Annotated in this window: 26 protein-coding genes, 3 pseudogenes and 1 riboswitch; of the genes and pseudogenes, 9 read left to right on the top strand and 20 right to left on the bottom strand. The window is 72.8% G+C overall.

Features of this window, described 5'->3' with window-relative positions; genetic code table 11:
* Nucleotides 1-63 precede the first annotated feature (63 nt).
* The 4 genes and pseudogenes from QFZ71_RS29475 to QFZ71_RS29460 all read left to right on the top strand — a co-directional run.
* Nucleotides 64-583, top strand: a pseudogene (locus tag QFZ71_RS29475) (sugar ABC transporter substrate-binding protein); the annotation flags it as partial.
* A pseudogene (locus QFZ71_RS29470) lies at nucleotides 580-1,514 on the top strand (carbohydrate ABC transporter permease). The pseudogenes QFZ71_RS29475 and QFZ71_RS29470, both read left to right, overlap by 4 nt.
* Nucleotides 1,502-2,077 (top strand): annotated as a pseudogene (locus QFZ71_RS29465) (carbohydrate ABC transporter permease); the annotation flags it as partial. The pseudogenes QFZ71_RS29470 and QFZ71_RS29465, both read left to right, overlap by 13 nt.
* Nucleotides 2,074-3,063, top strand: coding sequence for a zinc-dependent alcohol dehydrogenase family protein (locus QFZ71_RS29460; RefSeq protein ID WP_307671195.1), 990 nt, complete (start codon nucleotides 2,074-2,076; stop codon nucleotides 3,061-3,063). The pseudogene QFZ71_RS29465 and the gene QFZ71_RS29460, both read left to right, overlap by 4 nt.
* A 283-nt stretch (nucleotides 3,064-3,346) precedes the next feature.
* Here the strand turns inward: QFZ71_RS29460 and QFZ71_RS30550 are convergent, their stop codons facing one another.
* From QFZ71_RS30550 to QFZ71_RS29435, 6 genes are all read right to left on the bottom strand, one after another.
* A complete protein-coding gene (locus QFZ71_RS30550) occupies nucleotides 3,347-3,424 on the bottom strand; it encodes a 50S ribosomal protein bL37 (protein WP_373465217.1) in 78 nt (25 codons plus the stop codon).
* A gap of 165 nt (nucleotides 3,425-3,589) precedes the next feature.
* Entirely contained in the window at nucleotides 3,590-3,976 is a 387-nt protein-coding gene (locus QFZ71_RS29455) for a VOC family protein (RefSeq protein ID WP_307671194.1), read from the bottom strand.
* 49 nt (nucleotides 3,977-4,025) lie between these two features.
* Complete coding sequence (locus QFZ71_RS29450) at nucleotides 4,026-4,454, bottom strand: DUF4190 domain-containing protein (RefSeq protein ID WP_307671193.1); 429 nt, start codon at nucleotides 4,452-4,454, stop codon at nucleotides 4,026-4,028.
* A gap of 75 nt (nucleotides 4,455-4,529) precedes the next feature.
* Entirely contained in the window at nucleotides 4,530-5,102 is a 573-nt protein-coding gene (locus tag QFZ71_RS29445) for an FABP family protein (RefSeq protein WP_307671192.1), read from the bottom strand.
* A gap of 202 nt (nucleotides 5,103-5,304) precedes the next feature.
* Nucleotides 5,305-5,523 carry an MbtH family protein gene (locus QFZ71_RS29440; protein WP_307671191.1) on the bottom strand — a complete coding sequence of 73 codons (219 nt, stop codon included), beginning with the start codon at nucleotides 5,521-5,523 and terminating at the stop codon, nucleotides 5,305-5,307.
* Between the two features lie 186 nt (nucleotides 5,524-5,709).
* The gene (locus tag QFZ71_RS29435; protein ID WP_307671190.1) at nucleotides 5,710-6,603 is read right to left on the bottom strand and encodes a siderophore-interacting protein; all 894 of its coding nucleotides are present in this window, start codon (nucleotides 6,601-6,603) and stop codon (nucleotides 5,710-5,712) included.
* 151 nt (nucleotides 6,604-6,754) lie between these two features.
* Here QFZ71_RS29435 and QFZ71_RS29430 point away from each other — a divergent pair, with 151 nt between their 5' ends.
* Nucleotides 6,755-7,783: a S66 peptidase family protein gene (locus QFZ71_RS29430; RefSeq protein WP_307671189.1), complete on the top strand. Its 1,029-nt coding sequence runs from the start codon at nucleotides 6,755-6,757 to the stop codon at nucleotides 7,781-7,783.
* 106 nt (nucleotides 7,784-7,889) lie between these two features.
* On the opposite strand, the gene QFZ71_RS29425 is transcribed toward QFZ71_RS29430, so the two are convergent.
* The 3 genes from QFZ71_RS29425 to QFZ71_RS29415 form a co-directional block, all read right to left on the bottom strand.
* Nucleotides 7,890-8,423 carry a DJ-1/PfpI/YhbO family deglycase/protease gene (locus QFZ71_RS29425; protein ID WP_307671627.1) on the bottom strand — a complete coding sequence of 178 codons (534 nt, stop codon included), beginning with the start codon at nucleotides 8,421-8,423 and terminating at the stop codon, nucleotides 7,890-7,892.
* 98 nt (nucleotides 8,424-8,521) lie between these two features.
* Entirely contained in the window at nucleotides 8,522-9,649 is a 1,128-nt protein-coding gene (locus QFZ71_RS29420) for a glutamate--cysteine ligase (RefSeq protein ID WP_307671188.1), read from the bottom strand.
* A 30-nt stretch (nucleotides 9,650-9,679) separates the two neighbouring features.
* A complete protein-coding gene (locus QFZ71_RS29415; protein ID WP_307671187.1) occupies nucleotides 9,680-9,907 on the bottom strand; it encodes a DUF5133 domain-containing protein in 228 nt (75 codons plus the stop codon).
* A 298-nt stretch (nucleotides 9,908-10,205) separates the two neighbouring features.
* On the opposite strand from QFZ71_RS29415, the gene QFZ71_RS29410 reads away from it, so the two are divergent.
* Complete coding sequence (locus QFZ71_RS29410) at nucleotides 10,206-10,451, top strand: hypothetical protein (RefSeq protein WP_307671186.1); 246 nt, start codon at nucleotides 10,206-10,208, stop codon at nucleotides 10,449-10,451.
* A gap of 68 nt (nucleotides 10,452-10,519) precedes the next feature.
* Here QFZ71_RS29410 and QFZ71_RS29405 read toward each other — a convergent pair whose 3' ends face one another.
* The 8 genes from QFZ71_RS29405 to QFZ71_RS29370 all read right to left on the bottom strand — a co-directional run bounded on the left by QFZ71_RS29405 (nucleotide 10,520) and on the right by QFZ71_RS29370 (nucleotide 16,780).
* Nucleotides 10,520-10,648: an LPFR motif small protein gene (locus QFZ71_RS29405; RefSeq protein WP_307671185.1), complete on the bottom strand. Its 129-nt coding sequence runs from the start codon at nucleotides 10,646-10,648 to the stop codon at nucleotides 10,520-10,522.
* Between the two features lie 179 nt (nucleotides 10,649-10,827).
* Nucleotides 10,828-11,031, bottom strand: coding sequence for a cold-shock protein (locus QFZ71_RS29400; protein WP_030188562.1), 204 nt, complete (start codon nucleotides 11,029-11,031; stop codon nucleotides 10,828-10,830).
* 325 nt (nucleotides 11,032-11,356) lie between these two features.
* The gene (locus QFZ71_RS29395) at nucleotides 11,357-11,755 is read right to left on the bottom strand and encodes a DUF6221 family protein (protein WP_307671184.1); all 399 of its coding nucleotides are present in this window, start codon (nucleotides 11,753-11,755) and stop codon (nucleotides 11,357-11,359) included.
* A gap of 95 nt (nucleotides 11,756-11,850) precedes the next feature.
* On the bottom strand, nucleotides 11,851-12,315 hold the full coding sequence (locus tag QFZ71_RS29390; protein WP_307671183.1) for a VOC family protein: 465 nt from the start codon (nucleotides 12,313-12,315) through the stop codon (nucleotides 11,851-11,853).
* A gap of 3 nt (nucleotides 12,316-12,318) precedes the next feature.
* Complete coding sequence (locus QFZ71_RS29385) at nucleotides 12,319-13,935, bottom strand: MFS transporter (RefSeq protein WP_307671182.1); 1,617 nt, start codon at nucleotides 13,933-13,935, stop codon at nucleotides 12,319-12,321.
* 121 nt (nucleotides 13,936-14,056) lie between these two features.
* Nucleotides 14,057-15,073, bottom strand: coding sequence for an NAD(P)/FAD-dependent oxidoreductase (locus tag QFZ71_RS29380; RefSeq protein ID WP_307671181.1), 1,017 nt, complete (start codon nucleotides 15,071-15,073; stop codon nucleotides 14,057-14,059).
* On the bottom strand, nucleotides 15,070-15,597 hold the full coding sequence (locus QFZ71_RS29375) for an isoprenylcysteine carboxyl methyltransferase family protein (RefSeq protein WP_307671180.1): 528 nt from the start codon (nucleotides 15,595-15,597) through the stop codon (nucleotides 15,070-15,072). Before QFZ71_RS29375 ends, QFZ71_RS29380 begins: the two co-directional genes overlap by 4 nt.
* A 130-nt stretch (nucleotides 15,598-15,727) precedes the next feature.
* Nucleotides 15,728-16,780, bottom strand: a complete 1,053-nt coding sequence (locus QFZ71_RS29370) for a type III polyketide synthase (RefSeq protein ID WP_307671179.1) — start codon at nucleotides 16,778-16,780, stop codon at nucleotides 15,728-15,730.
* 117 nt (nucleotides 16,781-16,897) lie between these two features.
* Between QFZ71_RS29370 and QFZ71_RS29365 the strand changes: the two genes are divergently transcribed.
* Complete coding sequence (locus tag QFZ71_RS29365) at nucleotides 16,898-17,821, top strand: UbiA family prenyltransferase (protein ID WP_307671178.1); 924 nt, start codon at nucleotides 16,898-16,900, stop codon at nucleotides 17,819-17,821.
* Between the two features lie 103 nt (nucleotides 17,822-17,924).
* Here the strand turns inward: QFZ71_RS29365 and QFZ71_RS29360 are convergent, their stop codons facing one another.
* Nucleotides 17,925-18,758, bottom strand: coding sequence for a LysM peptidoglycan-binding domain-containing protein (locus tag QFZ71_RS29360; protein WP_307671177.1), 834 nt, complete (start codon nucleotides 18,756-18,758; stop codon nucleotides 17,925-17,927).
* A gap of 4 nt (nucleotides 18,759-18,762) precedes the next feature.
* Nucleotides 18,763-18,950, bottom strand: a riboswitch (cyclic di-AMP (ydaO/yuaA leader).
* A 450-nt stretch (nucleotides 18,951-19,400) separates the two neighbouring features.
* On the opposite strand from QFZ71_RS29360, the gene QFZ71_RS29355 reads away from it, so the two are divergent.
* Nucleotides 19,401-20,792 (top strand): FAD-dependent oxidoreductase, encoded by a 1,392-nt coding sequence (locus QFZ71_RS29355; protein ID WP_307671176.1) that lies wholly within the window; start codon nucleotides 19,401-19,403, stop codon nucleotides 20,790-20,792.
* Nucleotides 20,793-20,870: 78 nt separating this feature from the next.
* Here the strand turns inward: QFZ71_RS29355 and QFZ71_RS29350 are convergent, their stop codons facing one another.
* Both QFZ71_RS29350 and QFZ71_RS29345 read right to left on the bottom strand, forming a co-directional pair.
* The gene (locus tag QFZ71_RS29350) at nucleotides 20,871-23,405 is read right to left on the bottom strand and encodes a SpoIIE family protein phosphatase (RefSeq protein ID WP_307671175.1); all 2,535 of its coding nucleotides are present in this window, start codon (nucleotides 23,403-23,405) and stop codon (nucleotides 20,871-20,873) included.
* Between the two features lie 170 nt (nucleotides 23,406-23,575).
* Nucleotides 23,576-24,196: a hypothetical protein gene (locus QFZ71_RS29345; protein ID WP_307671174.1), complete on the bottom strand. Its 621-nt coding sequence runs from the start codon at nucleotides 24,194-24,196 to the stop codon at nucleotides 23,576-23,578.
* Between the two features lie 283 nt (nucleotides 24,197-24,479).
* On the opposite strand from QFZ71_RS29345, the gene QFZ71_RS29340 reads away from it, so the two are divergent.
* Nucleotides 24,480-25,952 (top strand): transcriptional regulator, encoded by a 1,473-nt coding sequence (locus tag QFZ71_RS29340; protein WP_307671173.1) that lies wholly within the window; start codon nucleotides 24,480-24,482, stop codon nucleotides 25,950-25,952.
* Nucleotides 25,953-25,992: the final 40 nt, after the last annotated feature.

Here is a 25,992-nt window from a genome sequence, read left to right as displayed (position 1 = left end):
GATCAGGAGCCCCCATGCCTCATCCAGGACGCCGCCGACCACGCACCCCGTGGCCGCGCCTGTGCCGCGGCCGTCGCGCTGGCTCTGCTCGCCACCGGTTGCGCCGGGGCCGTGCGGGGGAAGATCGGGTACGTCCCCACCCCCGTCGAACGGACCAGGAGCTCGGGGTGGCTGTACACCTGGGCCGGGGGGTGCAGAAGGCGTCCAGGAAGACGGACGACGCCTGGGAGTTCGTCTCCTGGGCCTCCGGCAAGGAGTACGAGGAGCTGGTCGGAGCCACCAGCGGCTGGTCCGACGTACCGGCCGGAAAACGGGCTTCGACCTACGCCAACCCCGACTACCGGGCGGAGGCGGGGCGTTCGCCGACGTCACCGAGCGGGCCATCTCCGAGGCCGATCCGAAGAACCCGGGCACCCAGCCCCGCCCGACGGGCATCCAGTTCGTCGGCGTACCGGAGTTCACCGACCTGGGCACCAAGGTGGCGCAGGAGATCAGCGCCGCCATCGCGGGCCGCCAGTCGGTGGAGGCCGCGCTCGCCACCTCCCGGAAGCTGGCCGAGAAGGTCGCGGAGGAGTACCGATGACCGTCACGGCGACGCGAGAGGCCGCCACGCCTCCCCGGGCCCCGGCGAAGAAGCCGCCCGGCGCCCGGCGGCGCGGGTGGGCCACCCGCGCACCCCTGCTGCCCGCGCTCGTCTTCCTCATCGCCGTCACCCAACTGCCGTTCGTGGCGACGCTGGTGATCTCGTTCTTCGACTGGATTTCCCTCAAGCCGGAGAAGCGCCGCTTCACCGGGTTCTCCAACTACGCATCGGTGTTCACCGACGAGGCGTTGCGCGAGTCGGTCGTGACGACCGTCGTGCTCACCGCGTCCGTCGTCATCGTCAGCGTGCTGCTGGGGCTCGTCCTCGCGCTGCTGCTCGACCGGGCCTTCTTCGGCCGGGGGTGCGCACCCTGCTGATCACCCCGTTCCTGCTGGTACCGGTATCGGCCGCGCTGCTGTGGAAACACGCGCTCTACAACCCGGAGTACGGCTTGTTCAACGGAGCGCTCACCTGGTTCGGCGACCTGTTCGGCATCGAGGCCGTGGCGCAGCCGGAGTGGACGTCGGAGATGCCGCTGATCGCGGTCGAGGCGGCGCCGGTGTGGCAGTGGACGCCGTTCATGATGCTGATCCTGCTGGCCGGACTGCAGAGCCGCCCCGCCGAGGTCATCGAGGCCGCGCGGCTGGACGGGGCGGGGTCCTGGCAGATCTTCCGCCATCTGACCCTGCCGCATCTGCGCCGCTACCTCGAACTGGGCGTCCTGCTCGGGTCGGTGTACATCGTGCAGAACTTCGACGCGGTGTTCACGATCACCTCCGGCGGTCTGGGTACCGCCAACCTCCCGTACACCGTCTACGAGACCTTCTACCGAGCCCATGAGTACGGGCTGGCGTCCGCCGCGGGCGTGGTCGTGGTGATCGGCACGATCATCATCGCCACCTTCGCGCTGCGGGTGGTCTCCTCCCTTTAGCGCTGCCCGCCGCGTACGCGCTCTCCATCCGGCGGGTGCGCAGGTGGACGGACGTGATGTTCTTCTTCCTGTCCACCAAGATGCTCCCGGTGGTCGCCGGGCTGCTGCCGGTGTACCTGTTCGCGAAGAACACGGGGCTGCTGGACAACATCTGGCTCCTGGTCCTGCTCCACACCTCGATGAACCTGCCGGTCGCGGTGTGGATGATGCAGGCCTTCCTCGCGGACGTGCCCGTCTCCATCATCGAGGCGGCGCAGGTCGACGGGGCCCGGCTGCCGACCGTACTGCGCCGGGTCGTCGCCCCGGTCGCCGGTCCCGGCATCGCGGCGACCGCCCTGATCTGCTTCATCTTCAGCTGGAACGAGCTGTTGTTCGCGCGGGTGCTGACCGGCGTGGTCGCCGGCACCGCACCCGTCCACCTGACCACCTTCGTCACCAGTCAGGGCCTCTTCCTCGCCCAGCTGTGCGCGGAGTCCGTGGTCGTGTCCCTGCCGGTGCTCGTCGCCGGCTACGCCGCCCAGGACAAACTGGTCCAGGGCCTCTCCCCGGGAGCAGTCAAATGAGGGCAGCCATCGTCGAAGCCCCTGGCAAGGTCTCCGTGACCACCGTCCCGGACCCCTCGCCCGGCCCGCGCGACGTGGTCGTCGAAGTCGCCTCGTGCGGGCTGTGCGGGACCGATCTCCACATCCTCCAGGGCGAGTTCGCCCCGACCCTGCCGATCGTGCCGGGGCACGAGTTCGCCGGGGAGATCGTCGGCGTCGGCGCGGACGTCACCGAGCTGTCCGTCGGCGACAAGGTGGCCGTGGACCCCTCGCTGCACTGCCACGAGTGCCGCTACTGCCGTTCGGGGCGCGGCAACCTGTGCGACAACTGGGCGGCGATCGGGGTCACCGTGCCCGGTGGCGCGGCCGAGTACGCGGTGGCGCCCGTCGCCAACTGTGTGCGGCTGCCGGACCACATCGACGTCCGGGACGCGGCGCTGATCGAACCGTTGTCCTGCGCGGTGCGCGGGTACGACGTCCTCAACGGCAACCTGGGGGCGCAGGTGCTGATCTACGGGTCGGGGACCATGGGCCTGATGATGCTGGAGCTGGCCAAGCGCACCGGCGCCGCGTCGGTGGACATGCTGGACGTCAACCCCCGGCGGCTGGCGACCGCGACGACCCTGGGCTGTACAGGCGCGGCGGCCCGCGCCGAGGAGCTGGACCGGCCGGGCGGCTGGGACGTGGTCATCGACGCCACGGGCAACGCCGCGGCGATCCAGGACGGGCTGGGGCGGGTCGCCAAAGGCGGCACGTTCCTCCGGTTCGGGGTCGCGGACTACGCGACGACAGCGGTGATCGAGCCGTACCGGATCTACAACCAGGAGATCACCATCACCGGGTCGATGGCGGTCCTGCACAGCTATGAGCGGGCTGCCGCACTCTTCGCGAGCGGGGTGCTGGACGCGTCGGTGTTCATCAGCGACCGGCTGCCGCTGGAGCGGTATCCGCAGGCGATCGAGCGCTACCGGGCGGGGATCGGCCGCAAGATCGTGGTGGAGCCGTGACGGACGTTGGGGTCGGCCGTACCGGACGGGCGCGTTCCGTTCTCGTGGTCGGCGAACGGAACCGTCCACGGGGCGGACGAAGAAGATGCCGGCGTATGCGTCCGGGACGGCGGCGTCGGTCTGCGCCCGGCCGGGAACGGAACCCTCGGCCCCGCTCGGTGTGTGAACCCGGCGCCCACCGGGCATCAGGATGAGGACCCGAGTTCCGCACGGCCCTCCCCCGGCCCACGGAAGCCGCCGCGCCCCCCGCGCGCTGGAAAGCGTGCGGGGGGCGCGGCGGGTTTCAGCTCTGCGGCCGCTTGCCGTGGTTCGCGGCGTTCTTGCGGCGGGCCTTCTTCTTGCGACGTCGCTTCGAGGACATCGAACCCTCCTTCTCTGCTCGGGGCTCCGTTGCGGACGGTCCAGCGGGTGGTGCCACCCGTGATCAACGGGCCGCCTACCCATCCACACCGTGGCAAACCCCCGTGGCGTGTGCAACCGGCGGCCCCACACGGGCGGGTGTGGACTGATGTGCGGGAGGCGTCGGTCAGGGCCGGTAGCGCAGGGGGTGATCGTCCGGAACCTGGACGACGGCGATCCGCACGCCGTCGGGATCCTCGATCCACATCTCCACCAGTCCCCAGGGTTCGCGCCTCGGCGGGCGCAGGACGGTCACCCCGTTCGCCCGCAGTTCCTCGTGGGCTGCCTCGGCGTCCTCGACCTGGAGCCAGATCCGTACGGAGGGCGAGGGCCGGGCCTCACCCCTGCCGGAGAGCTCCAGGAATCCGCCGCCGAGGAAGTAGACCGTGCCGCGCTCCGGTCCGGTACCGAATTCCCGGTGGACGGCGAGGCCGAGGGCTTCGCCGTAGAAGGCACGCGAACGCTCGGGGTCGGTGGGCCGGAGCAGAATCCTGCTGCTCAGTACGTGCACCATGACCCCGAGCCTACGCCGTCCGCCTCACCGGGCGGCTGCGCGCCCAGGGTCAGTTGGTCAGTTCGTCGATGAGGTCCTCGGAGCACCGGTCCTCGGCCGCCCGGCTGTCGGCCTTGTCCACGCAGCTCTCGAAGTTCCTGAACTCGCGGGAGTCGAGCACGGAGACGGCGAGGACGAGGATGATCGCGGAGCCGATGAGCCCGAGTACGCCGAAGGCGGTGCCGGCTATCGCCATTCCCCGGCGCGGGGCGCGGCCCTGGCGGGTGCGGAGTGCGGCGATGACGCCGAGAACGACGGCGAGCAGGCCGAGCAGCAGACCACCCACGATGGTCCAGAAGAAGAGACAGGCGATGAGGCCGAGCACAAGGGCGGCGACCGCGAACCCGTTCGTCCGTACGGGCGCCTCGCCGCCGTAGGGGTCATGACGGCCTGGGGATTGTCCCGGATACGAGGCGTCCGGGTACGAAGGAAGGGACATCGGGGCGGTGCTCCTGTTCTCTCCGGTGCTTCCCGTCCACCTGCCCCGTGGTGCGGCCGTCAATCGCCGCCCCGGTCATGCTCCGGCCACTGAACAGACCTGCCGGGGGGCTTCTCGGCGGAGCTGTGCGGACAGGTGGTGCTGAAGCGGCCGGCCGACCGCGGCGAGATCGTGGACGAAGCCGAGCGTGTCGGAGTCCGTCAGCGTGTAGCGGCGGCGGGTGGCCTCGACCGGCTTGGCGGTGGGGGCGAGGGACACCTGCTCGGTGGCGAGCTCGACGGCGCCGTCGAGGACGTGGCCGGACAGGATCTCCGCGATGCCGGTGGGCTGGGTGATCAGGGCCTCCATCCGCCCGTCCGCCCGCAGCCGCCACCAGCCGGTCTCGCGGGCGGACGGCCGCAGCGGGTTCCCGTCCGCGTCGAGCAGCCAGGCCCTGGCCTCGTACGCGAGGAAGGGCCGCCCGTCATGGCTGAACGTGACCTCCTGGGCGTACGTGAAGTCCGCTTCCAGCGTCGGGTACCCGCCGCGGCCGGTGCCCCGCCAGGTGCCGAGGTACCCGATGACCGGGGCGAGCAGCGGATGCGGCGCGGGGGACGCGTCGGGGCGGAGGGCGTCGGGGAAGGGAAGGCCGGGGGCGGGGTGGCTCATACGGGGCGCGCTCCTGGGGCTGTCGGACCGGCTTCGGGGCACAGCCGGCGTTTTCCGTCCCGCGCCCGTGCCACGAGCACACCGGTGGCCCCGCACCGTACACGGGGGCCACCGGTGGTGCCGGGACGGCGGGTCGACCGGGGGGCTGCGCGGCGTTCCCGTCGGGGACCGGGGCTCCGCGGCCGGGGGTGCCGTGGAGTCCTCATGCGGGGTCGGCCGCCATGCCCTCCATCAGGCTCTTCGGCCGCAGGTCGGTCCAGTTCTCCTCCACGTAGTCCAGGCATGCCTGGCGTGAGTCCTCCGGATGGGCCACGGTCCATCCGGCGGGCACCTCGGCGAACGCCGGCCACAAGGAGTGCTGCCCTTCGTGGTTGACGAGCACCAGGTAGGTGCCCTCCTCGTCCTCGAACGGGTTGGTCACCGAATCCTCCGAGTCGCGCGGGTAAGGCTACCTTTACTTGATCGCTGACGACATTACCCACCCACCCCGTTGCTGACACACGGAAACCCGGACCTCATGTGTGCGGCAGCGGAGTCGATGGCGCGCGGTCGGCGTCCTGACGCCTCGGCGTACGGGCGCACCGGTCACGCGGTACCGGTTCCGTGGTCAGAGCCCGAACTCGCTCAGACGGGTCTCGTAGCGGATGGTGACGTCCTCGGTGTCGCCGGCCGGGCCGTCCCACAGGGCCTCCAACTCGGCGCGCACCGCGTCGGGCAGCGCCTCGTACCGCTCGGACCAGGTGTCGGAGTTCGGTATCCAGTAACCGACGACCTTGAAGCGGTCCGCCGGCAGCCCCAGATCGCGGCGGAGGTAACGGCGCACCGCGCGCAGGGCGTTGGTCTCCCCCGCGACCCACACATAGCCGCCGGTGAGGTCCGTTCCGGGCGGTACGGCGGCGGCGACCAGGTCGGCCAGACGGCTCGGTCCGTGGCCGTTCCCGCCGTAGGTCCAGGTCACTTTGGAGTCGGGCAGTTCCCGCAGCGGCAGCACGGCGGCGGGGTCGGGAGCCTCCAGGACCACGCGGGTCCTGACGTGGTCCGGGGCGTTCTCCAGCAGACGGGCGACGGCGGGCAGACCGGTCTGGTCGGCGACCAGCACCTGCCAGGCGAGGTCGGCGGGCGGACTGTAGAGGCCGGTCGGGTCGTTGACGCCGATGACGTCCCCGGTCCGCGCCTCCGCGGCCCAGGCCGAGGCGACTCCGCCCTCGTGCAGCACGAAGTCGATGTCGATCTCACCCGCCTCCGGTCGCACCGCGCGGATCGTGTACGTGCGCATCGGCGCGACGGGCTGCCCCTCCGGCGTCTCCCAGCCGCCCTGCTCGGTCGTCCGCGGCAGGGAGACATCGGTGCGGTCCCGACCGTGCGGGAGGAAGATCCGCACGTACTCGTCACCGACCCCGGTGGTCTCGAAGCCCTTCAGGCCTTCCCCGTGAAGGGTCACGCGGGTCATGGACGCGGTGAGTGGCCGCACTCGGGCGACGACGGCTCGGTGGATCGTCATGGACACTGCCCCTTCGTACGCGTGATCGGCCTGAGCGCCTCGCCCGCAGGGACGAGAGAACCGAACTAACTTAGGACAGCCTAACCTTCGGTGAGTCTCGGTTCGAGACCGCCTCGGCAGCCGGGCCCGGCGCTGTGTCAAAATCCGGCGCATGACCGTGCGATATCCACGTCCCCTCCGGCCCGGTGACCGCATCGGCGTCACCTCCCCCTCGAGTGGCGTGCCCGACGAACTGCGCGAGCGGCTCGCCACGGCGGTGCGCGTGGTGGAGGAACAGGGGTACGAGGTCGTCACGGGCCGGTGCATGGACGGCTCCCGGCACGTCAGCGCACCCGCGGCCGACCGGGCGGCGGAGCTGACGGAGATGCTGACCGATCCCGGCATCCGGGCGGTGGTGCCGCCGTGGGGCGGGGAGACGGGGATCGACCTGCTGGCCCTGCTCGACTGGGACCGGCTGCGCGCGGCCGAGCCGACCTGGCTGGTGGGCTACTCGGACATGTCCACCGTCATGACCCCGCTCACCCTTCTCACCGGGGTCGCGACCGTGCACGGGAACAACCTGATGGACACCCCGTGCCGGGCACCGGAAGGGCTGGTCTCCTGGTTGGACATCGTGGCCGCGCCGCCGGGCCATCGGTTCTCCCAGACCCCGCCGGAGCGGCACCGGGCCGAGGCATGGGACGACTACGCGCTCCACCCGGACGTCCGCGCGTTCACGCTCGACACGCCGGGGCGGTGGACCCGGCTGGACGGCGGCGGCGACGTGGACGTCGCCGGGCGGCTCATCGGGGGCTGCACCGAGATGCTGGCCAACGTGGCGGGCACGCCGTACCTCGACACCTCGGCCTTCGCCCGGACGCACGCCCCGGAGGGCCTCCTCGTGTACGTGGAGGCGGCCGGCGACGACGCGTTCGCGATCTGCCGCTATCTGCACGGGATGCGGCTGGCCGGATTCTTCGACGCGGCCAACGCCGTACTCGTGGGCCGCACCTCGGCCCCGGACACGTCCTCGCTCACGCAGCACCAGGCCGTGCTGGAGGCCCTCGGTCCGCTCGGCGTGCCGATCGTCGCCGATGTCGAGTGCGGCCACGTGCCGCCGTACCTCCCGCTGGTCAACGGCGCACACGCACGGGTCGTGCACACGTCGACGCACAGCGCACTGACCCAGACGCTGAACTGACCACCGGGGCGAGCCCCCGCCCCGTGCATCTCCGCGAGGGCTCCGCGCCCGGTGGACCGACCGGTTCGGGGGTGCGCCGGGCGGCGGTGACGGATCGCTCCTCCGCTCACTCCTCCGCGAGCACGGCGTCGATCTCGCCGAGGAAGTCCTCCAGGTCGCCCGGGGTGCGGGAGGTGATCAGCGGCCAGCCGCAGGCGTCGTCGCGCACGACGGGCTTGTCGACCCAGGTGCCGCCCGCGTTGGTGATGTCGGTGCGCAGCGAGGCGTACGAGGTCAGCGTCTTGCCGTTGACGTAGCCGCCCTCCACCAGCGCCCACGGCCCGTGGCAGATGGCGGCCACCGGCCGGCCGGAAGCGGCGAACGAGCTGACGATGCGGGTGGTGGCGTCCTCCAGGCGCAGCGAGTCGGCGTTCAGCGTGCCGCCCGGGACCAGCAGGAGATCGTACGCGCCGGGGTCGACGTCGTCGAGCGTGAGGTCGGGGCGCACGGAGTCGCCGGGATCGCGGTCGCCGACGAGGGTACGGATCTCGTCGGTGGAGACCGCCGCCACGCTGACCTGCGCTCCGTGGTCCCGCAGGTGCTTCACGGGGACGACGAGCTCGTCCTGCTCGACGCCGTAGTTGGTGACGATGGCCAGGATGCGGCGGTCGCCGAGAGCGTTGGTGGGACATGGGCTGCTCCGTTCCTCTGGTGTCGTTCGTCCGGGTGGTTCATCCGGGGTCGTTCAGGCGGGGTGGCTCATACGGTGTGTTCGTGCGGTCGCTCCGTGGCGGGCTCGCCCGCCGTGATCCGGACGCATTCCGCGACCGTCTCGCGCAGGCTCCCGGTCCGCGCCAGGATCTCGCGCTGGATCTGTGCCCCGTTGCCGCGCCGGTCCACGGCGGCCAGCGCCTTCTCGGCGGCCTCCAGGTCACCGCTGTCCGCGAGCGCGTCCCGCACGTGGTCCATCAGGGCCCGCAGAACGTCGCGCACGGGCTCCGGCCGGAGGGTGAGCGGATGGACCAGCCGGTCGTCCAGACCCGAGCGGCCGGCCCGCCAGGAGGCCACCCGCAGCAGGCCCACGCTGGTGTCCGGGGCGGGACGGCCGGCCCGCCACTCCCGTGCGGCCGTCTCCACCAGACCGCGTACCAGCGTGGCCAGCAGCACCGTGTCGGCCGGGTCCAGGCAGACGTCCGCGACCCTCACCTCCACAGTGGGGTATCGGTGCGAGAGGCGCGCGTCGAAGTAGACCATCCCCTCGTCCCGGAGCACCCCGGTGTCGACCAGGGACCGTACCTCGGCGTGGTAGGCCTCGGCGGATCCGTGGACCCCCACCGGGCCCGCCGAGGGCCAGCGCCCCCATACCCGGCTGCGGTAGCTGCTGTACCCGCTGTCCTGCCCCTGCCAGAACGGGGAGTTGGCGCTCAGGGCGAGCAGCACGGGCAGCCAGCACCGCATCCGGTCGAGCACGGCGACGCCCTCCTCGTCCGACTCCACCGAGACATGGACGTGGCATCCACAGGTCAGCTGCTCCTGGGCGGTCAGCCCGAAGTGCTCGGCCATCCACCGGTACCGCTCCCCCGCGCCGATCTCGGGGCTGACCGGGAGCGGTGAGGTGGCGAGGGCCGCGACCGACGCGCCGGCGTCGGCGGCGTGCCGTATCGCTTCGGCCCGCCAGCGGCGGACAGCGGTCCCCAGTTCACCCATGTCGGCACAGGGGTGCGTGGAGAACTCCAGTTGCTGGCGGTGCAGTTCCGATTCGAAGGCCGACTCCCCGACCGCTTCCCTCTCGGCGATCGCCAGCACCGCCGAGGACAGTGCCCGCGCCTCCCCACTGGCCGCGTCGACCAGCAGCAGCTCTTCCTCGACGCCCACCGTACGGGCCACGGCGTCCTCCTCTTCGATGGTCGACGGCACTCAGGCGGAGAGGACGGAGTCGTCCTCGGGCCGGGCGCCGGGCAACCGGTGGCGGGCTGCTACCAGGGCGCTGTCGACATCCCCGGTCCCGGTGGAGACGCACAGGGTGTACGCCACGTCGTCCATCCGCTGACGCGCCTCCTCGCCACCGCTGTCCGCGTGCAGCACACGCAGCGCCTCGTACTGCTCGACGAGGTTGCGCAGGACCGTGGGGTGGGCCATCAGCATGGTGTTCCTTCCGCCGGATTCGTCGTGCGCCCGGTAGGGGCAAGGCCCCGAGTACCCGCGCAGGGGCGAGCCACACCACGGGCGGCCATCGCCGTTCCGAGCCGTTCGGCGCGGTCCCCGAGGGTGGCCCGGACCTTCCCGTACGACCGGGCTCCGGGGGCCGCGCGGCTTCTCCCCCGCCCCCGACCGGGTGTCCGAGGCCTCGTCGGACCAGGTGACTGGTTCGCCCGGAAGCGGGTACCCACCAGGGCGCATCACTCATCCCCGGTCGCACGGGGCAGAACGGAAGGAAGCTCTCATGACTGACCGCAGGCCGGAAGGCACCGCCTACACCGGAGCTGCCGGCAGCCCTCCTCCCGTTCCGGCGGACATGCCGGACCAGCAGACCCAGGAGGGCGAGGACGCTCTCGACATACCGATTCCGGACCGGGTGGCCCGCGCGGACGAGCCCGAGCCGGACGAGGCGGGAGCCGGCCGGGAAACGCCGCGCAACGCGGGCGCGCACCCCGAGGAGCAACCCACCCCGGACGAGCCCACGGGCTGACCGCCCGGCTCCCGCCCCACACGTCCGTGGCCCGGCCCTCGGAGGGCCGGGCCACGGACGTGTCGCGTTCAGTGGTGTCCGCGTGCGGTGCTCGACGCGCCCGAGAACAGCCTGGCCACCGCCCGGAAGGGCAGGGCGACCACGGTGGCGACGGCTCCCCCGATGGAGCGCAGCACGTCGGCGATGGCCTTCAGCATGGGTCGGCCCTCCGTTCTCGCTCCGGGAGGCTCCCGGAGCGTTCGGTTCGACAGCCACCGTGTACCCGTACCGCGGCACGCCAATCGGACCGCGCCCGGCGGGACGGCGGGGGCCGGCCCACGCAACACCGGAGCCCCGGAACGCGATGCGTTCCGGGGCTCCGGGTCGGTCGACCGGATCAGGCGGCGGTGATGTTCTCCGCCTGCGGGCCCTTCTGGCCCTGGGTGATGTCGAAGGTCACCGCCTGGCCTTCCTGGAGCTCACGGAAGCCGGAGGCGTTGATGTTGGAGTAGTGCGCGAAGACGTCCGGACCCCCGCCGTCCTGCGCGATGAAGCCGAAGCCCTTTTCCGAGTTGAACCACTTGACGGTTCCGCTGGCCATGCCTGTACCTCTCAGGAGTTGACGGATCCGCACCGTGCGGATCCGGAGGTGATCGCCCTGGTTCTCAGGCATTGCTCAGCAAAACGCCCGCGCCAGGCGCGGGCAGGTACTGCGAACCACGACATCTTCCGGCGACGCTACACGGCGAGATCACTCCTCACCAGAGAGCAACGCCATTTTGATGTGGATCACCTTCACCGTCACCGGCCCGCACCACACCGGTGACACGCCGTTCACGGTCTCCGGGCGCCCGGCGACCCCACCCGCCCGCCGGGTCAACGGCAGTTGGGAAACCCGCGGTCGCCCGGGCGGTCGCCTCCGGGCACTACTGGATGAATCTGGGCAACCAGCGGGCCTGGTAGTCGGGGTGGCCCGCGTACTCGGCGGCGAGCTGGCGTACGGCGAAGCCCAGACCCACCGCGCGGCCGGAGCGGAAGTCCTCGGCCGGGCGGTCGGTGTCCAGGTCGGCCACCTCGACGTACTCGCCGAGCATGACCCGGTTCGTCTCGATGCGCTCCAGGGTGCGCGCGGGGTCCTGGAGCGCGATGTGCTGGTCGAAGCCCCGGCCCCGTACCGTGAACGCCACTCCGCCGGTGCGGTCGTGGACCTCGCCCGGCACATCGGCCGGGCACCGCCATCGGTCGCCGCCGGCGGCCAGTGCGACCTGTTCCTCGTCGGCGAGCCGCGCCCGGACGAAGGCCACCATGTCTGCGTTGGCGCCCATGTGGATGCCGCTCCCTTGCGCTGATGAATCCCTGCACTCGCTACGGGGAGCATTCTGGTGGAACCGGCGCGACGCGATCCACCTCCGCATCCGGTTCACCCCACCGTGTCCCCCGAGCCGTCCGCGTTCCGCGCCGCCAGGTCGGCGAGCACCCGGTGCAGGGGCTCGTTCCTCCGCCGCCGGTACTCCTGCACCGCCCAGCCGTTTCCGTCCGGATCGGTGAAGTACAGGAAGGTCGCCCCGTCGTCGGGGGCGTACCTCTGCGGTTCGGAGACCTCGACACCCCGGCCCACGAGTTCGGCGTATGCGGCGTCGATGTCGGTGACGCAGAGCTGGAGGCCGTGGTACGTGCCCGGTTGCGGGGTTCCGGTCGGGTGGGGCAGGCCCTCGGTCAGCGCGATGGAGCAGCCGGATCCGGGTGGTGTCAGCTGGACGACACGGGCGCCCGGCATCACCTCGTCGTCGAGGTCGACGTGGAAGCCGACCCCGTCCCGGTAGAAATCGCGGGCCCGGTCGATGTCGGTCACGGGGAGCACGATCACTTCGAGGGTCCAGTCCATGGCTCAGCGCCCTTTCGCGGGTCGGTCGGTGTCCGGGCCGGTGTCCGTTCCGGGCGCGGCGTCCTCGGCCGCGCCCTCCGCCGCGAGCGGCGTCGCGCCGCCCCGGAGGCGTGCCAGGTCGTCGGAGCGCACCTGGATGACGAACAGGGCGACCAAGGCGGCGAGCACGGCGAAGCAGGCGGCGACCACGAAGGCGCCGGAGACGCCCGAGGTGAGGACCTGATCGCCCCAGGGCGAGGGCAGTTGCCCGGTCCTGCGGAACTCCAGGAGCTGCGCGGGGGTGCCCTCGCGCAGGAATTCCGGGACCTGGTCCCTCGCCTCGTTCCGGCTGGCCGTCCCGAACGTCGTGACCAGGATCGAGAGCCCCAGGGACCCGCCGACCTGCTGGGTGGCGTTGAGGACGCCGGAGGCGGCGCCCGCCTCCTTCGGGGCGACGCCCGAGACCGCCATCAGGGTCAGCGACACGAACTGCATGCCCATGCCGAAGCCGAAGACGAGCATCGGTCCGAGGATCGAGCCGAGGTACGTGCTGTGGACATCGGTCAGCGTCAGCCAGCCGAGCCCGGCAGCGGCCAGGAGCGCGCCCACCACCATGAAGGGCTTCGGGCCCCACCGGGGCAGCAGTTGGGAGGCGAGGCCCGCACTGACGGCGATGACGGCGCTCACCGGCAGGAAGGCGAGTCCGGCCCGCAGCGGGCTGAAATCGAGGACGTTCTGCACGAAGAGTGTCAGGAAGAAGAACATCCCGAACATGGCGGCGGCGAGGCTGAGCATCATCGCGTACGATCCGGCGCGGTTGCGGTCGCGGAACATCCACAGCGGCGTGATGGGCTGCTTCGAACCGTGTTCGACCAGGATGAACGCGGCGAGCAGGACCACGGCGGCGGCGAACGAGCCGAGGGTCAGCGCCTCGGTCCAGCCCTCCTCGGAGGCGCGGATGAAGCCGTAGACGAGCAGTACCATGCCGGCCGTCGAGGTGAGGGCCCCGGCGATGTCGAAGTGGCCCGGCCGGCGCTCCGACTCGGGGATGAAGCGAGGCGTGGCGACGGCGATCAGCAGGCCGATGGGGACGTTGACGAACAGGACCCAGCGCCAGTCCAGCCACTCCACCAGTACCCCGCCGGCAAGCAGGCCGATCGCGCTGCCGCCCGCCGAGACGGCCGCGAACACCCCGAAGGCACGGTTGCGTTCGGGGCCCTCGCGGAAGGTCGTGGTGATCAGCGACAGGGCGGTGGGCGAGGCGATGGCGCCGCCGACCCCCTGGAGGGAGCGGGCTGCCAGCAACTGCCAGCCCTCCTGGGAGAGTCCGCCCAGCAGCGAGGCGAAGACGAAGAGGAGCACGCCGAAGATGAAGACCCGGCGGCGGCCGAGGATGTCGCCGAGCCGTCCGCCGAGCAGCAGCAGACCGCCGAAGGTCAGCGTGTAGGCGTTGACGACCCAGGACAGGTTCTCGGTGGAGAACCCGAGGTCCTTCTGCATGTGCGGCAGCGCGATGTTGACGATGGTGACGTCGAGCACCACCATCAGCTGGCACGAGGCGATGACCAGCAGGGCCAGTCCGCCGCGGTGCCGGTCGTGTGCGGTGGCCGTGGGCGGGGGTGTCGCGCGGGAGCCCGTCATGGTGGAGTCGTCTTCCGTGCCGAGGGCAGTGCGCCGCGTACGCGCGGGCGCTCACCCGATCGACGTTATGCCCGAACCGGGGCCTGCGCCATTCGGGCGGGCGGCCGGACACGCCGCGGTCTCACCGGAGCGCGTGGACCGCGGCGCGGAACACGGCGGGAGCCCGGTGGGCGGCGGCGACGATGAGCCGCCCGGAGGACGGGTGTCCCGCCGCGCCCAGCAGGGCGGCGGTGAGCCACCGGTGGCGTCGCGTGACGTGCGCCCAGCGGCGGGGGTACTCCTCCGGCCGCCCTGCGGTCAGGCAGTCGATCGCGGCGGTCGCGGTGGCCGTGGCGAGAGCGATGCCCTCGCCGGTCAGGGCGTCCACGTAGCCCGCGGCATCGCCGACCAGCAGGACGCGCCCGGCCCGCCGCCCGAGCGCCCGCTGACGCAGCGGACCGGCCCCCCGTACGGTGGTGGCCCCGGCGACGCCCGCGAGCCGGGCCGCGAGAGCCGGGAAGGCCGCCAGGTGCTGGTCGTAGGGACGGCGCTCGCGGCTCAGCACGGCCACGCCCACCAGGCGGTCGCCGACCGGCGTCACGTACGCCTCGCCGTACCGGGACCAGTGCACCTCGACGTGGTCGGTCCACGGTGCGACCGGATAGTGGCGGCGCAGGCCGTAGCGCCCGGGGCCGGGGACGGGCCGGTCGAGGCCCAGCGCGCGGCGCAGCGGCGAGTGGAGGCCGTCCGCCGCGATCAGCCAGCGCGCGGTGATACCGGCGGCGGTGACGGTGCGCTCGTCCTGCCGGACCCCGTGGGCCTTGGCGGTGACGACGCGTACGCCGAGGGCGGTGGCCCGCTCGTGCAGGGCGGTGTGGAGGTCGGTGCGGCGGACGCCCGCGCCGGGGCCGTCCCGGAAGGCCGCTTCCGCGCTGCGCCGGCCGTCGGTGTAGCGGATGCCGCGCAACTCACGGCCGCCGACCCGTACACCGAGGTCGCGGAGGGCGGCGACACCGCCGGGCATGATGCCCTCCCCGCACGCCTTGTCGAGGGGGGTGGTGCGCGGCTCGACCACCACGGTCTCCAGGCCGGCCGACGCGGCCCGGACGGCCGCTGCCAGCCCGGCCGGGCCGCCGCCCGCGACGAGGACGTCGATCACGCCCGTGCCTCCCCTGCCGGGAAGCGCCCGAGGGCTCCGTCCTCGCACCGGATCCGTACCGCCAGGAGCGCGGCGTTCAGGACGGTGAACACGAGGGCGGTCACCCACGCCCCGTGGGCCAGCGGCAGCGCGGTCCCCTCGGCGGCGACGGCCAGGTAGTTCGGGTGGCTCAGCCACCGGTAGGGGCCGCCGGTGACCTTCGGCAGGCCGGGGACCACGATGACGCGGGTGTTCCAGCGGGGGCCGAGCGTCCGGATGCACCACCAGCGCAGCACTTGCGCGAGGAGGACGACGGCCGCCATCGTCCAGCCGAGCACGGGCGGGAAGGGGCGTTCCGCGAACCCGGCCTCCGCCAGGCAGCCGACGAGCAGCGCCATGTGCAGCGCGACCATCGCCGGATAGTGCCCGCGGCCCGATTCGACGCCGCCTCGGGCCAGGCTCCAGCGGGTGTTGCGGCGGGCCACGACGAGTTCGGCGAGGCGTTCGGCGGCGACGGCCAGCACCAGGAGGGTGTACCAGGTCATACGGGCTTCCGTTCGGGGGGCGTGGGCGGCGAGGGGGGAACCGTGGCTTCCGCCCGGTGGCGGGCCGAGGCGGGCGGGCGTGCCGACACCCGTGGCGGGGTGGCGTACCGGCACCGGACGGGCGGCCGTACTACCAGCGCAGCAGCACCAGTTCGCAGCAGAATCCCGGTCCCATGGCCAGCAGCAGTCCGGGGGTTCCCGGCTCCGGGCGGCGCTGTTCGATGGTGTCCCGCAGGACGTGCAGCACCGAGGACGAGGAGAGGTTCCCGATGTCGGCCAGCGACCTCCAGGTGACGTCGAGCGCGCCCTCCCGCAGGTCGAGCACCTCCGTCACCGCCTCCAGCACCTTGGGGCCGCCCGGATGGCAGACCCAGTGGGCCACGTCCTTCGGTTTGAGACCGTGTTCGTCGAGGAACTCCCGTACGTCGTCGGCGAGGTACCGGCGGACGACGTCGGGCACGGCCGGATCGAGGACGACGCGGAATCCGGTCGAGCCGATGTCCCAGCCCATGACGTGCTCGGTGTCCGGGTACATCCGGCTGCGGGTGGCCACGATCTCCGGCCCGGCGACGGCCCGGCGGCCGCCGAGGGCGACCACCGCCGCCGCCCCGTCGCCGAACAGGGCGGTCGCCACCAGGTTGGCGGGCGATGCGTCGTGGCGCTGGAAGGTGAGGGAGCACAGTTCGACCGAGAGCAGCACGGCCACCTCGTCGGGGTGGCCGAGCAGGTAGTCGTGCAGCCGGGCCGTCCCGGCCGCTCCGGCGACGCAGCCGAGGCCGAAGACGGGCAGCCGTTTGACGTCGGACCGCATGCCGAGGCGGGCCATCAGCCGGGAGTCCACCGAGGGGGCGGCGATGCCGGTGACGGAGGTGAACATCAGCAGGTCCACATCGGTGGGCCGCAGCCCCGCCGCCCGCAGCGCCCCCCGTACGGCGTGGGCGCCGAGGTCGGCGGCGGACCGGATGAACACGTCGTTGGCGGGGCCGAACCCGTCGAGGTCGCGGTAGGCGTCCAGGGGCAGCACGGTGTGCCGGGTGCGGACCCGCGCGTTCGCGTGGAGGCGGTCCAGGACACGCCGGTCGGCGCCGGGCGGCAGGCAGGTACGGGCCACCATGTCGGTGACCTCCCGCTGGGTGTGACGGTGGGGCGGCAGGGCTCCGTGGACCGCGGCGATGCGGGTCATCCCGCCTCCTGCTTCGGTGAGGGCATGCCCCATCCTGCGCACAATAAGTGACGAATCAGCGTAAAAGACCCGCCCTGTCGCCGCATTGACGGGCCGACGGGCTTCTACGATCGCCCGATGGACGCCACGGACAGGGTGAGCCCGGCCGGTCCCGCCGCGCCGGAGGGCGCACCGGCCGCCGCACGCACGGCCGTGGCCCACGAAGCCGCGGCGAGCCGACGGCTCCCGGGCACGGCGCTCGCGCTGGCGTGCCACCCCGGGCCGGCGCTCGCGGTGACCGCGCTCGCCTGCGCCCTCGCGCTCGGCTCCGGCCTCGGCGGCCCCCGTTCCGCGCTGGTCACGGCGGCGGTGCTGACCGGTCAGCTCTCGGTGGGCTGGTGCAACGACGCGTACGACGCCCGCCGGGACGCGCGGGCCGGGCGCCGGGGGAAGCCCGCGTCCGACGGCACGGTCGGACCCGGCGCGGTGTGGGCGGCAGCAGGCGTCGCGCTCGCCCTGTGCGTGCCGCTCTCGTTCGCGTGCGGCACCCTCGCCGGTACGGTGCATCTCGCGGCGGTCGGGGGCGCCTGGCTCTACAACGTGCGGCTCAAAGCGACCGCCCTGTCCTGGCTGCCGTACGTCACCGGATTCGGCGCGCTCCCCGCCGCCGTGGCGCTCTCCCTCCCCGGCGCACCGTGGCCCCGGTGGTGGACGGTGACGGCCGGGGCCCTGTTGGGCCTGGGCGCGCATCTGGCCGACACGCTGCCGGACATCGCGGCGGACCGGGCCGCCGGCATCAGCGGGCTCCCCCATCGGCTGGGCACCGCAACGACCCGGCTGCTGCTGCCGTTGCCGCTCCTCGCCGCCACGGCTGTGCTGACGTTCGGTCCGCCGGGCCCGGTGACCGCCGGGGGCGGAGCGGCCCTGCTCCTGGCCGGGGCGACGGCGGTCGTGAGCCCGGTGCTCGGCCGGCGATGGCGCAAGGCCGCGCTGGGCGGCGCGGTGGCCGTGGCGGTGGCGGATCTCGCGCTGCTGCTGTTCCGGGGCGTGGCGGCGGCCTGAACCGACCGATCCCGCACGTGCCCTCCGCCCCTGAACGAATCCCCGACGCCGAGGGGCCCCGGACCGTGCGGTCCGGGGCCCCTCGGGCGGTGGTGCGGGAGGATCAGTAGGCGCCGAAGACGTTGTCGATCGAGCCGTACCGGTCGGCGGCGTAGTTGCACGCGGCCGTGATGTTGGCGACCGGGTCGTAGCTGTCGGTCGAGGTGCCGGGCACGTGGTACGCCTGGAAGGTCGGGTCGATGACCTGGAGCAGCCCCTTGGACGGGGTGCCCCTGACCGCGTTGGAGTCCCAGTTGTTGATCGCGGCCGGGTTGCCCGAGGACTCACGCATGATGTTGCGGTGGATGCCCTCGTAGGTGCCGGGGATGCCCTGCTCGGCCATGATGGCGAGCGACTCCCTGATCCAGCCGTCCAGGTCGTTCGTGTAGGTGACGGCCTTCTTCTCCGCGGCCGGAGCGGCGTTCGCCACGGGGGCGGCGCCGGCACGCTCCGAGCGGTCGGCGCGGTCCGCCGATCCACGCTCGGCGGCCGGGGAAGCCTTGGCGGCCTTGCCCTCCGAAGCGGTGGCGGGCTTGGCGCCGAGCGTCAGCGTGATTCCCGGCTGAATGAGGTGGGGATTCCCACCGATGATCTTCCGGTTGCCTTCGTACAGCTTCTTCCAGCCGCCGCTCACGGAATGTTCGCGGGCGATCTTGGAAAGGGTTTCGCCGGCCTTCACGGAATGCTGGGCGGGCGCGGCCTGGACGGCGGAATTCACCTGCGCGGGCACCGATGCGGGCGCCACGGCAGCCTGCGGGGCGGACGGTGCGGGGGCGGCGAAGGCGCTGGTGGCACCGATCACCGGGAGGGCGAGAACGGCTCCGCCGGTGGTCACGGCGGCGAGGCCGCGGCGCAGCGAGGTGGACGGGGAACGACGGTGCTTACCCTGTGCGGGCATGGGGCTTTCCTCTCCGGCGCCTGCGAGGTGAGCTGTCGGGTTCAGACGGGAGATGTCTGGCCGCACGGTCGTGCGACTTCACCCCGAGCCGTTCCGGTTCCGGATCGGCGACTTACCTGGTTCCCCCGCTCCTGCCGTACGTGAGTGGGTTTCGGATTCCCGGACGGCGGCAGGATTCGGCGTTCCATCCGGATTGACGGTGACCGTAGGCGAGAAACATCGGAACGAACAAGCCCCGCATTCCGGATTCCCTTTTCTCCGCATGATCGAATATCGGAATACCCGGATCGGACCGTGCCGTCGCACCGTCAACTTTCCCCACACGAAAGGGAACCGATGCCTCCGCTTCTTCGTCCGCCTTCGCACACGTGACGCTCACCACTCCTTCACATCGGCGGCGAAGCCGAAGTCAAGCAAATGCCATGAAAGCCCCGCCAAGCACGTTATGAAACAGAATGACCAAACAAGCCAAATCGCCCATATCAACACGACAAAACGGGCCGACCGGGCACTCCAGGCGGGCCGGTCGAACAGCCCGCGGGCCCATCGCTTACGGTGTGGGGTGGAGAGTAGTAAGCCAACCCTTACTTCCGACGTACGCTGTACCTGCCCGCGTTCGCCCGCCCCGAAGGATCACCACCCATGACACGCCCCGTCCGCGTCGCCATTGTCGGAGCCGGCCCCGCCGGTATCTACGCTGCGGACGCGCTGCTCAAATCCGAGGTCTGCCAGGACCCGGGGGTCTCGATCGACCTCTTCGAGCGGATGCCCGCGCCCTTCGGCCTGATCCGCTACGGCGTGGCCCCCGACCACCCGCGCATCAAGGGCATCGTCAAGGCCCTGCACCAGGTGCTGGACAAGCCGCAGATCCGCCTCTTCGGCAACGTCGGTTACCCGAACGACATCGGCCTGGACGACCTGCGCTCGTTCTACGACGCGGTGATCTTCTCCACCGGCGCCGAGGCCGACCGGGCGCTCGACATCCCCGGCATCCAGCTGGACGGCTCCTACGGCGCGGCCGAGTTCGTCTCCTGGTACGACGGCCACCCCGAGGTCCCGCGCACCTGGCCGCTCACCGCGGAGAAGGTCGCCGTGCTCGGCGTCGGCAACGTGGCGCTCGACGTGGCCCGCGTCCTGGCCAAGACGGCCGACGAGCTGCTGCCCACCGAGATCCCGGACAACGTGTACCAGGGCCTCAAGCAGAACAAGGCGCTGGAGGTGCACGTGTTCGGGCGGCGCGGACCGGCCCAGGCCAAGTTCAGCCCGATGGAGCTGCGGGAGCTGGACCACTCCCCCAACATCGAGGTCATCGTCAACCCCGAGGACATCGACTACGACGAGGGGTCCGTCGCCACCCGCCGGGAGAACAAGCAGGCCAACATGGTCGCGCAGACCCTGGAGAACTGGGCGATCCGCGATGTCGGCGACCGCCCGCACAAGCTCTTCCTGCACTTCTTCGAGTCCCCGGTCGAGATCCTCGGCGAGGACGGCAGGGTCGTGGGGCTGCGCACCGAGCGCACCGAGCTGGACGGCACCGGCAACGTGCGGGGCACCGGCCGGTTCACCGACTGGGACATCCAGAGCGTCTACCGCGCCGTCGGCTACTACTCGGAGGAGCTGCCCAAGCTCCCCTTCGACGTGGCCTCCGGCACCGTCCCGCACGAGGCCGGGCGCGTCATCTCCGGGGACGAGCACATGACCTCGGTCTACGTCACCGGCTGGATCAAGCGCGGTCCGATCGGCCTGATCGGCCACACCAAGGGCGACGCCAACGAGACGGTCGCCTGCCTCCTGGAGGACCGCGCCGCCGGCCGTCTGGCCGAGCCGGCCACCCCCGCCCCGGAGGCCGTCGAGGCGTTCCTGGAGAGCCGCGGCGTGCGCTACACGACCTGGGAGGGCTGGCACAAGCTGGACGCCCACGAGCAGGCGCTGGGCGCGGCGCAGGGCCGTGAGCGGATCAAGGTCGTGGAGCGTGAGGGCATGCTGGAGGCCTCCGGCGCCTTCGCACCGGCCGAGGACCCCGCCGACGCCTGATCGACAGGACGTCTGGTCGGACGGGCCGCCTGCCGAGCAGGACGTAGGGACCGGCAGACGGCGTTTCGACGGCCGGCTCTAGCGGGCCGGATCCGGGGCAGCCTCCGTGCGCCCCGGATCCGGCCCCCTGAACGTGCGCCACAGATCGGGCCCGGTCGCCCCCGCCGTCCCGGATCGCCGGGGCCGCCCCGCCCCGGCCCAGCGGGCGGCCAGCAGCAGCGCGATGTCGTCCGGGCGGTCGGTGGCGGCCCTGGCCTCCGCGATGACCTGATCGGCCCGGTCGGCCAGCGGGACCGCGCCGATGCGTTCGACGGTGGCGCGCAGCCGCTCGATCCCCTCGTCGATGTCCGTCCCCGGGCGCTCGATGAGCCCGTCCGTGAACAGGGCCAGCATCGCCCCTGGTTCGAGCCGCATCTCCGTGACCGGGTAGGACGCGTCCCCGTCGATCCCGAGCACGATGCCGCCGGGCAGGTCCAGCACCTCCGTCCGGCCGTCGGGGTGCCGCAGCACGGGCTGCGGGTGCCCCGCCCGTACGGCGCGGGCCACGCCGGTCCCCGGATCGAGGGCGATGTAGCAGCAGCTCGCGAACTGGCCGGGGTCGAGGTCGATGAGCAGCCGGTTGGTCCCGCTCATCACTTCCTGCGGATCGTGATTGCTCAATGCGAACGCCCTTACCGCACTGCGGAGTTGCCCCATCGTCGCGGCGGCGGAGACTCCGTGCCCCTGTACGTCGCCGATGATCAGGGCGAGTTCGTGTCCGGTCTCGATGACGTCGTACCAGTCGCCGCCCACGTCCATGCCCTGGGTGCCGGAGAGATAGCGCCCCAGGGTGTCCACCCCGTCCACCTCGGGCAGCCGGTGCGGCAGCAGGGCGTCCTGGAGCCCGCGGGCGAGCGCCGACTCGCTGTCGTAGCGCTGGGCGCGCTGCAGGGCCTGCGCGATGAGCCCGGCCAGGGCGGTGAGGACCGTACGCTCCTCCGGGCTGAAGCCGCGCGGCCGGTCGAAGCCGAGGATGCAGGAGCCGACGGGCCGCCCCGAGGCGATCAGCGGCAGGAACGCCCGTGCCCCGACGTCCGCGTCGATCGGGATGCCCGGATACGCCTCGGCCAGGCGTTGCATGGACTCGAAGAAGATCGGCCGGCCCGTGGTCAGGGTCTCCACGCCGGGGATGCTGACGTCGAGCCCGACCCCGTCGAAGCGGTCGAGGAACCCCTTGGGGAACCCCGTCTCCCAGGCCAGGTGGAGATGGCGGTCGTTCAGCAGGTAGATGGCGAGCTGGCGACCGCCGAACGCGGGAAGCAGTTCCTCGGTGACCACCGCCGAGACCTGGCGGGCCGTGACCGCCTCGGTCAGCGCGATGGCGAGGGCCACCGGGCGGTACAGGGCGGAGGAGCGGTCGGCGGTCGATCCGATGCCCAGCCCCGGCACGGTGATCGAGCCGGGGGCGTAGGCCGGCCGGTCGGTGTCCTGGAGGACGACGCTCACCCCGTCGTGGCTCGGGTACAGCGACACCGACAGCCAGTGCGAGGGCGGGCGGCGGGCGAGGAAGTGGACGGGCTCGTCGGCGATCATGGCGGCCCGGTAGTGGTCCGCGTACGCCTCGTGCCCGAACCACGGCAGGGCCCGCCACACGAGGTGGCCCACCAGCTCCGTACGGGAGTGGCCGAGGAGTTCCTCGGCGGGGGCGTTGGCGTACGTGATCCTGCCCAGCCGGTCCAGGGAGAGAACGCCACGGGGCAGCCGGTCCGCGGCCTCGGCCACGACGGGCCCCGTTCCGAGGTCGACCAGGAAGCCGGCCAGATGGGCGGCGGACGCCTCGCCGTCCGGGTGGGTCCAGCGGCCGGAGAGCTCCAGCAGATGGGACCGGCCGTCGGGGCCGCGCAGCCGCATCCGGCGGACGACCGGTTCGGCCGACTCCACCGTCTGCCGGGCCAGGGCCCAGAGCCCGAACACGTCCTCCGGCACCAGCCGTTCGGCGAGCGCGTCGACGGTGCCGGGGAAAGCGGCGGGCTCGAAGCCGAGGATCGCGCAGAGTTCGCCGTCGGCGGCGACCCGTCCGGAGTGCAGGTCCCAGTCGAAGCGGCCGACCCGCACCGGGGGCGCGGTGGCCACGGGCAGCTGCACGGGGACCGGCTCGCCCTCCCACACGCACGCGACGCCCCGTCGCTCCAGGTCGGTGAGCGCACCGCCGAGCCGGCGACCGAGCCGGTGCAGCCGGTCGCCGTCGGCCGGCGCGACGGGCCGCCCCGGCGTGGAGGCCCGCAGGACCACCAGGACGCCCACGCTGTCCCGAGTCCCGGTGACCGGCACCCACAGCGAACCGAACGGGAACGGCAGTCCGGCCATGAGCTGCGGAAACCGGCGCATCGCCTCCTCGGCGTCGGACAGCAGCACGGGCCGGCCCGAGCGGTACGCCTCGGAGACCGGGAAGGGCCGGTTCACGTGCATCCGCCACCAGGGCCGGAACAGCGGGCCCGGCAGTCCGGCCAGCACCGCGAGCCGCAGGAGCCCCGGCGTACCGCTGCGCAGATAGATCCCGCCCGCGAAGCCGTCGCTGGACTCGACGGCGCCGACGAGGGCCTGCGCGAGGACGAGGGAGAGCTCGTCGGGCACCCGGCCAGCACCCTCCGCCCCGGCCGCGGTCCCGTTTCCGGCGGGCGGGGGGTGCCGGGTCGTATCGTGCCGGGTCACCTTGTCAGGATGCTCCGGCCGGAGGTGCCCCGCACCTCCGGCGACCGGCCGCCCCCCGACGGCCGGTCGGGGGGCGCTGGGGCCCGGCGGGGTCAGTACAGCTTGGCGACGGCGGTGCGCGTCGTCTTCCTGAACCCTTCCAAGGGCGCGCCGTCCAGCTCGCCCATCTGCCCCCACTCGACGACGGTGACCGCACGGCCGTCACGGCCCACGGAGTACAGCCCGATGTCGGTGGAGCCGACCTCCGGGTAGGACGTGTCGATGCTGTACAGGTACGCGCCCTCCTCGACGTCGATCCTGCCGTGGTGGAACGCCTCCCCTTCCAGACCGGGGTCCTGCTCCTTCATCCGGTCGAGGCAGGTCTCCAGAGCGGTGCGCAGATCGGCGGCGAGCTTCCTGGCCCGCGCGGTCGTGGTGGCGACCGTGATGGTCTGGCGGGCGCCGGTGTCCAGCTCGGTACGGAAGTCGCGGTGGCGGGTACCGGCCGCCGGTGCGATCCCGGCGGTGCACACGGATCCCTCCTGCGGTGCTCCCTGGCGTACCGGACCGGCCGTCCAGGGGGTGAGGGAGGCGGGCAGCTGGCCCGCGCTCAGGAACTTCGGCGGGACGGGAGCCGGGGCCGGAGCCGCCGCGGCGGGTGCCGGTGCCAGGGCGGTGAGGGCGAGGCCGGCCGCCGCGGCGGCGGTCAGGAGTGCGGTACGGAAGGTGCGCATGGTGAGGTTTCCCCGTTTCGGACGGTGCGTCGAAGGGCGCGGTCGGACGGTGTTGCGTCGGGTCGGCCGTACGGCCCGGCGCCGGGCGTACGAAGCCCGCTCAGGAGCTGTACGGCGGCGGTGCGGAGGGCGGTACGGGAACGGGGTACAGCCTGGGCCGCCGTGCCGGACCCGGACAAGCCCGACACGGCTTCCCGCCGGGGTGGAACCGTCCCACCCCCGGTGACGTGGGTGTTCTCAGGGGGCTGGAACGCCCTGGAACGGCACGGGGGAGGTCGAGCGGGTGGTGGGTGGGACCGGGGGCACGGCACGGGCGGCGCTGGCGGCACGGCTGAGCGCACTGCGGGAGGGATCGGGCCGGACGTACGCGTCGCTGGCCCGGCGGATCGGGGTCAGCGGCTCGACACTGCACCGGTACTGCACGGGGCGGACGGTCCCCGCGGAGTTCGCCCCGGTGGAGCGGCTGGCCCGGTTGTGCGGCGCGTCGTCCGGCGACCGGGCGGCCCTGCACCGCCTGTGGCTGCTGGCGGACGGGGAGCGGGTGGACCGGCAGGGGATACGGGAATCGGCGGACGACGGCGCGCCCGGCCCGGTGCGGGACGGCAGCGGTCCCGCGGACCCGGCGGACGGCGGTGTGTCCGGCCCGGTGCGGGAGGACAGCGGTCGCGGGGCGGCTGCGGACCGGCGCGGGGCCGGGCCGTCGTCGCCCGCCGCCCTCGGGCGACCGGGCGAGGTGACGACCGGCCATGGGACACCGCGGGAGACGGCCGCGGTGGGGAAGGGCGGGGCCTCCCGGGATGCGGCGCTCCGGCCCCGTCGAGCGCGCCGGTACGGGCACGCCATCGGCGGCCTCGCCGCCGCCTCCCTCGCCCTGGTCGCGGCCCTCGGTGGGACGGCACCCCCCGGCCCGGACAGGAGCCCGGCCATCGCCCACCGTCCGGGCCCGCCCCCGGTGGAGGACCCGGCTCCCGTCCCCTCGGGCTCCCCCACCCCCGTCACGCCGCGCGCCACGCCGCGTACGGCCCCGAGCGGGACCCCACCCGGCGGCGGCACGGGGTCGCCCGCGCCGCCCGGTGTCGGGACGCGCGACGAGGCCGGGACCGGAGCCGCCGGGCGACCGGCGGCCGGGTCCGCGCCCTTCACCTGGACCGGTGACGACCACGTCTGGAAGAACGGCTGCGACCACGCCTACCGCGTCGACCGGGTCCCCACCGCCGTACCGCCGCCGCCGACGGAAGCCGACGCGGCCCCCTGGGCGGCGGCGCTCGGCGCGGTGCACGCGGGCGAGACCGGGGTCCGGATCACCGTGCAGGGCCGGGACGACCGGGCCGTGGTGCTGGAATCGCTGCGCATCCGGGTCGTCGAGCGGCGCCCGGTGGCTCCGGGCCGGATCTACCGCATGAGTTCCGGCTGCGGCGGGTCCCTCACCCCGAGGATGTTCGACGTGGACCTCGACGCGCCGCGCCCCGTCGCCCGCTCGGTCGCCGGAAACGACTCGGGCGAGGCCATCGGGGCGGTCGCCTTCCCGTACCGCGTCTCCGTCACCGAGCCCGAGGTCTTCCTGATCACCGGCCGGACGGCCGGCTGCGACTGCGACTGGTTCGCGGAACTGGGCTGGAGCGGCGGCGGGCGGTCCGGCACCGTACGGATCGACGACGAAGGGCGGCCGTTCCGTACGGGAGGGACACGGGGGCGGGCCCTGCTCGACTACGACACGGCCACCCGCCGCTGGGTGTTCGCGGAGACCGGGTCGTGAAGCGGTGGGCCGCCGCGCGGAGGCGGCCGGGGGCGGATGC

The organism is Streptomyces sp. V2I9 (assembly GCF_030817475.1).
Taxonomy (GTDB): Bacteria; Actinomycetota; Actinomycetes; order Streptomycetales; family Streptomycetaceae; genus Streptomyces.
This window is presented reverse-complemented; position numbering and strand designations above follow the sequence as displayed.

Excerpts from the sequence above, each read along its gene's own strand:
- QFZ71_RS29460 (WP_307671195.1), top strand. The coding sequence starts at position 2,074 with ATGAGGGCAGCCATCGTCGAAGCCCCTGGCAAGGTCTCCGTGACCACC.
- QFZ71_RS30550 (WP_373465217.1), bottom strand. The coding sequence starts at position 3,424 with ATGTCCTCGAAGCGACGTCGCAAGAAGAAGGCCCGCCGCAAGAACGCC.
- QFZ71_RS29455 (WP_307671194.1), bottom strand. The coding sequence starts at position 3,976 with ATGGTGCACGTACTGAGCAGCAGGATTCTGCTCCGGCCCACCGACCCC.
- QFZ71_RS29450 (WP_307671193.1), bottom strand. The coding sequence starts at position 4,454 with ATGTCCCTTCCTTCGTACCCGGACGCCTCGTATCCGGGACAATCCCCA.
- QFZ71_RS29445 (WP_307671192.1), bottom strand. The coding sequence starts at position 5,102 with ATGAGCCACCCCGCCCCCGGCCTTCCCTTCCCCGACGCCCTCCGCCCC.
- QFZ71_RS29435 (WP_307671190.1), bottom strand. The coding sequence starts at position 6,603 with ATGACGATCCACCGAGCCGTCGTCGCCCGAGTGCGGCCACTCACCGCG.
- QFZ71_RS29430 (WP_307671189.1), top strand. The coding sequence starts at position 6,755 with ATGACCGTGCGATATCCACGTCCCCTCCGGCCCGGTGACCGCATCGGC.
- QFZ71_RS29415 (WP_307671187.1), bottom strand. The coding sequence starts at position 9,907 with ATGCTGATGGCCCACCCCACGGTCCTGCGCAACCTCGTCGAGCAGTAC.
- QFZ71_RS29410 (WP_307671186.1), top strand. The coding sequence starts at position 10,206 with ATGACTGACCGCAGGCCGGAAGGCACCGCCTACACCGGAGCTGCCGGC.
- QFZ71_RS29405 (WP_307671185.1), bottom strand. The coding sequence starts at position 10,648 with ATGCTGAAGGCCATCGCCGACGTGCTGCGCTCCATCGGGGGAGCCGTC.
- QFZ71_RS29400 (WP_030188562.1), bottom strand. The coding sequence starts at position 11,031 with ATGGCCAGCGGAACCGTCAAGTGGTTCAACTCGGAAAAGGGCTTCGGC.
- QFZ71_RS29395 (WP_307671184.1), bottom strand. The coding sequence starts at position 11,755 with ATGGGCGCCAACGCAGACATGGTGGCCTTCGTCCGGGCGCGGCTCGCC.
- QFZ71_RS29390 (WP_307671183.1), bottom strand. The coding sequence starts at position 12,315 with ATGGACTGGACCCTCGAAGTGATCGTGCTCCCCGTGACCGACATCGAC.
- QFZ71_RS29385 (WP_307671182.1), bottom strand. The coding sequence starts at position 13,935 with ATGACGGGCTCCCGCGCGACACCCCCGCCCACGGCCACCGCACACGAC.
- QFZ71_RS29375 (WP_307671180.1), bottom strand. The coding sequence starts at position 15,597 with ATGACCTGGTACACCCTCCTGGTGCTGGCCGTCGCCGCCGAACGCCTC.
- QFZ71_RS29370 (WP_307671179.1), bottom strand. The coding sequence starts at position 16,780 with ATGACCCGCATCGCCGCGGTCCACGGAGCCCTGCCGCCCCACCGTCAC.
- QFZ71_RS29365 (WP_307671178.1), top strand. The coding sequence starts at position 16,898 with ATGGACGCCACGGACAGGGTGAGCCCGGCCGGTCCCGCCGCGCCGGAG.
- QFZ71_RS29360 (WP_307671177.1), bottom strand. The coding sequence starts at position 18,758 with ATGCCCGCACAGGGTAAGCACCGTCGTTCCCCGTCCACCTCGCTGCGC.
- QFZ71_RS29355 (WP_307671176.1), top strand. The coding sequence starts at position 19,401 with ATGACACGCCCCGTCCGCGTCGCCATTGTCGGAGCCGGCCCCGCCGGT.
- QFZ71_RS29345 (WP_307671174.1), bottom strand. The coding sequence starts at position 24,196 with ATGCGCACCTTCCGTACCGCACTCCTGACCGCCGCCGCGGCGGCCGGC.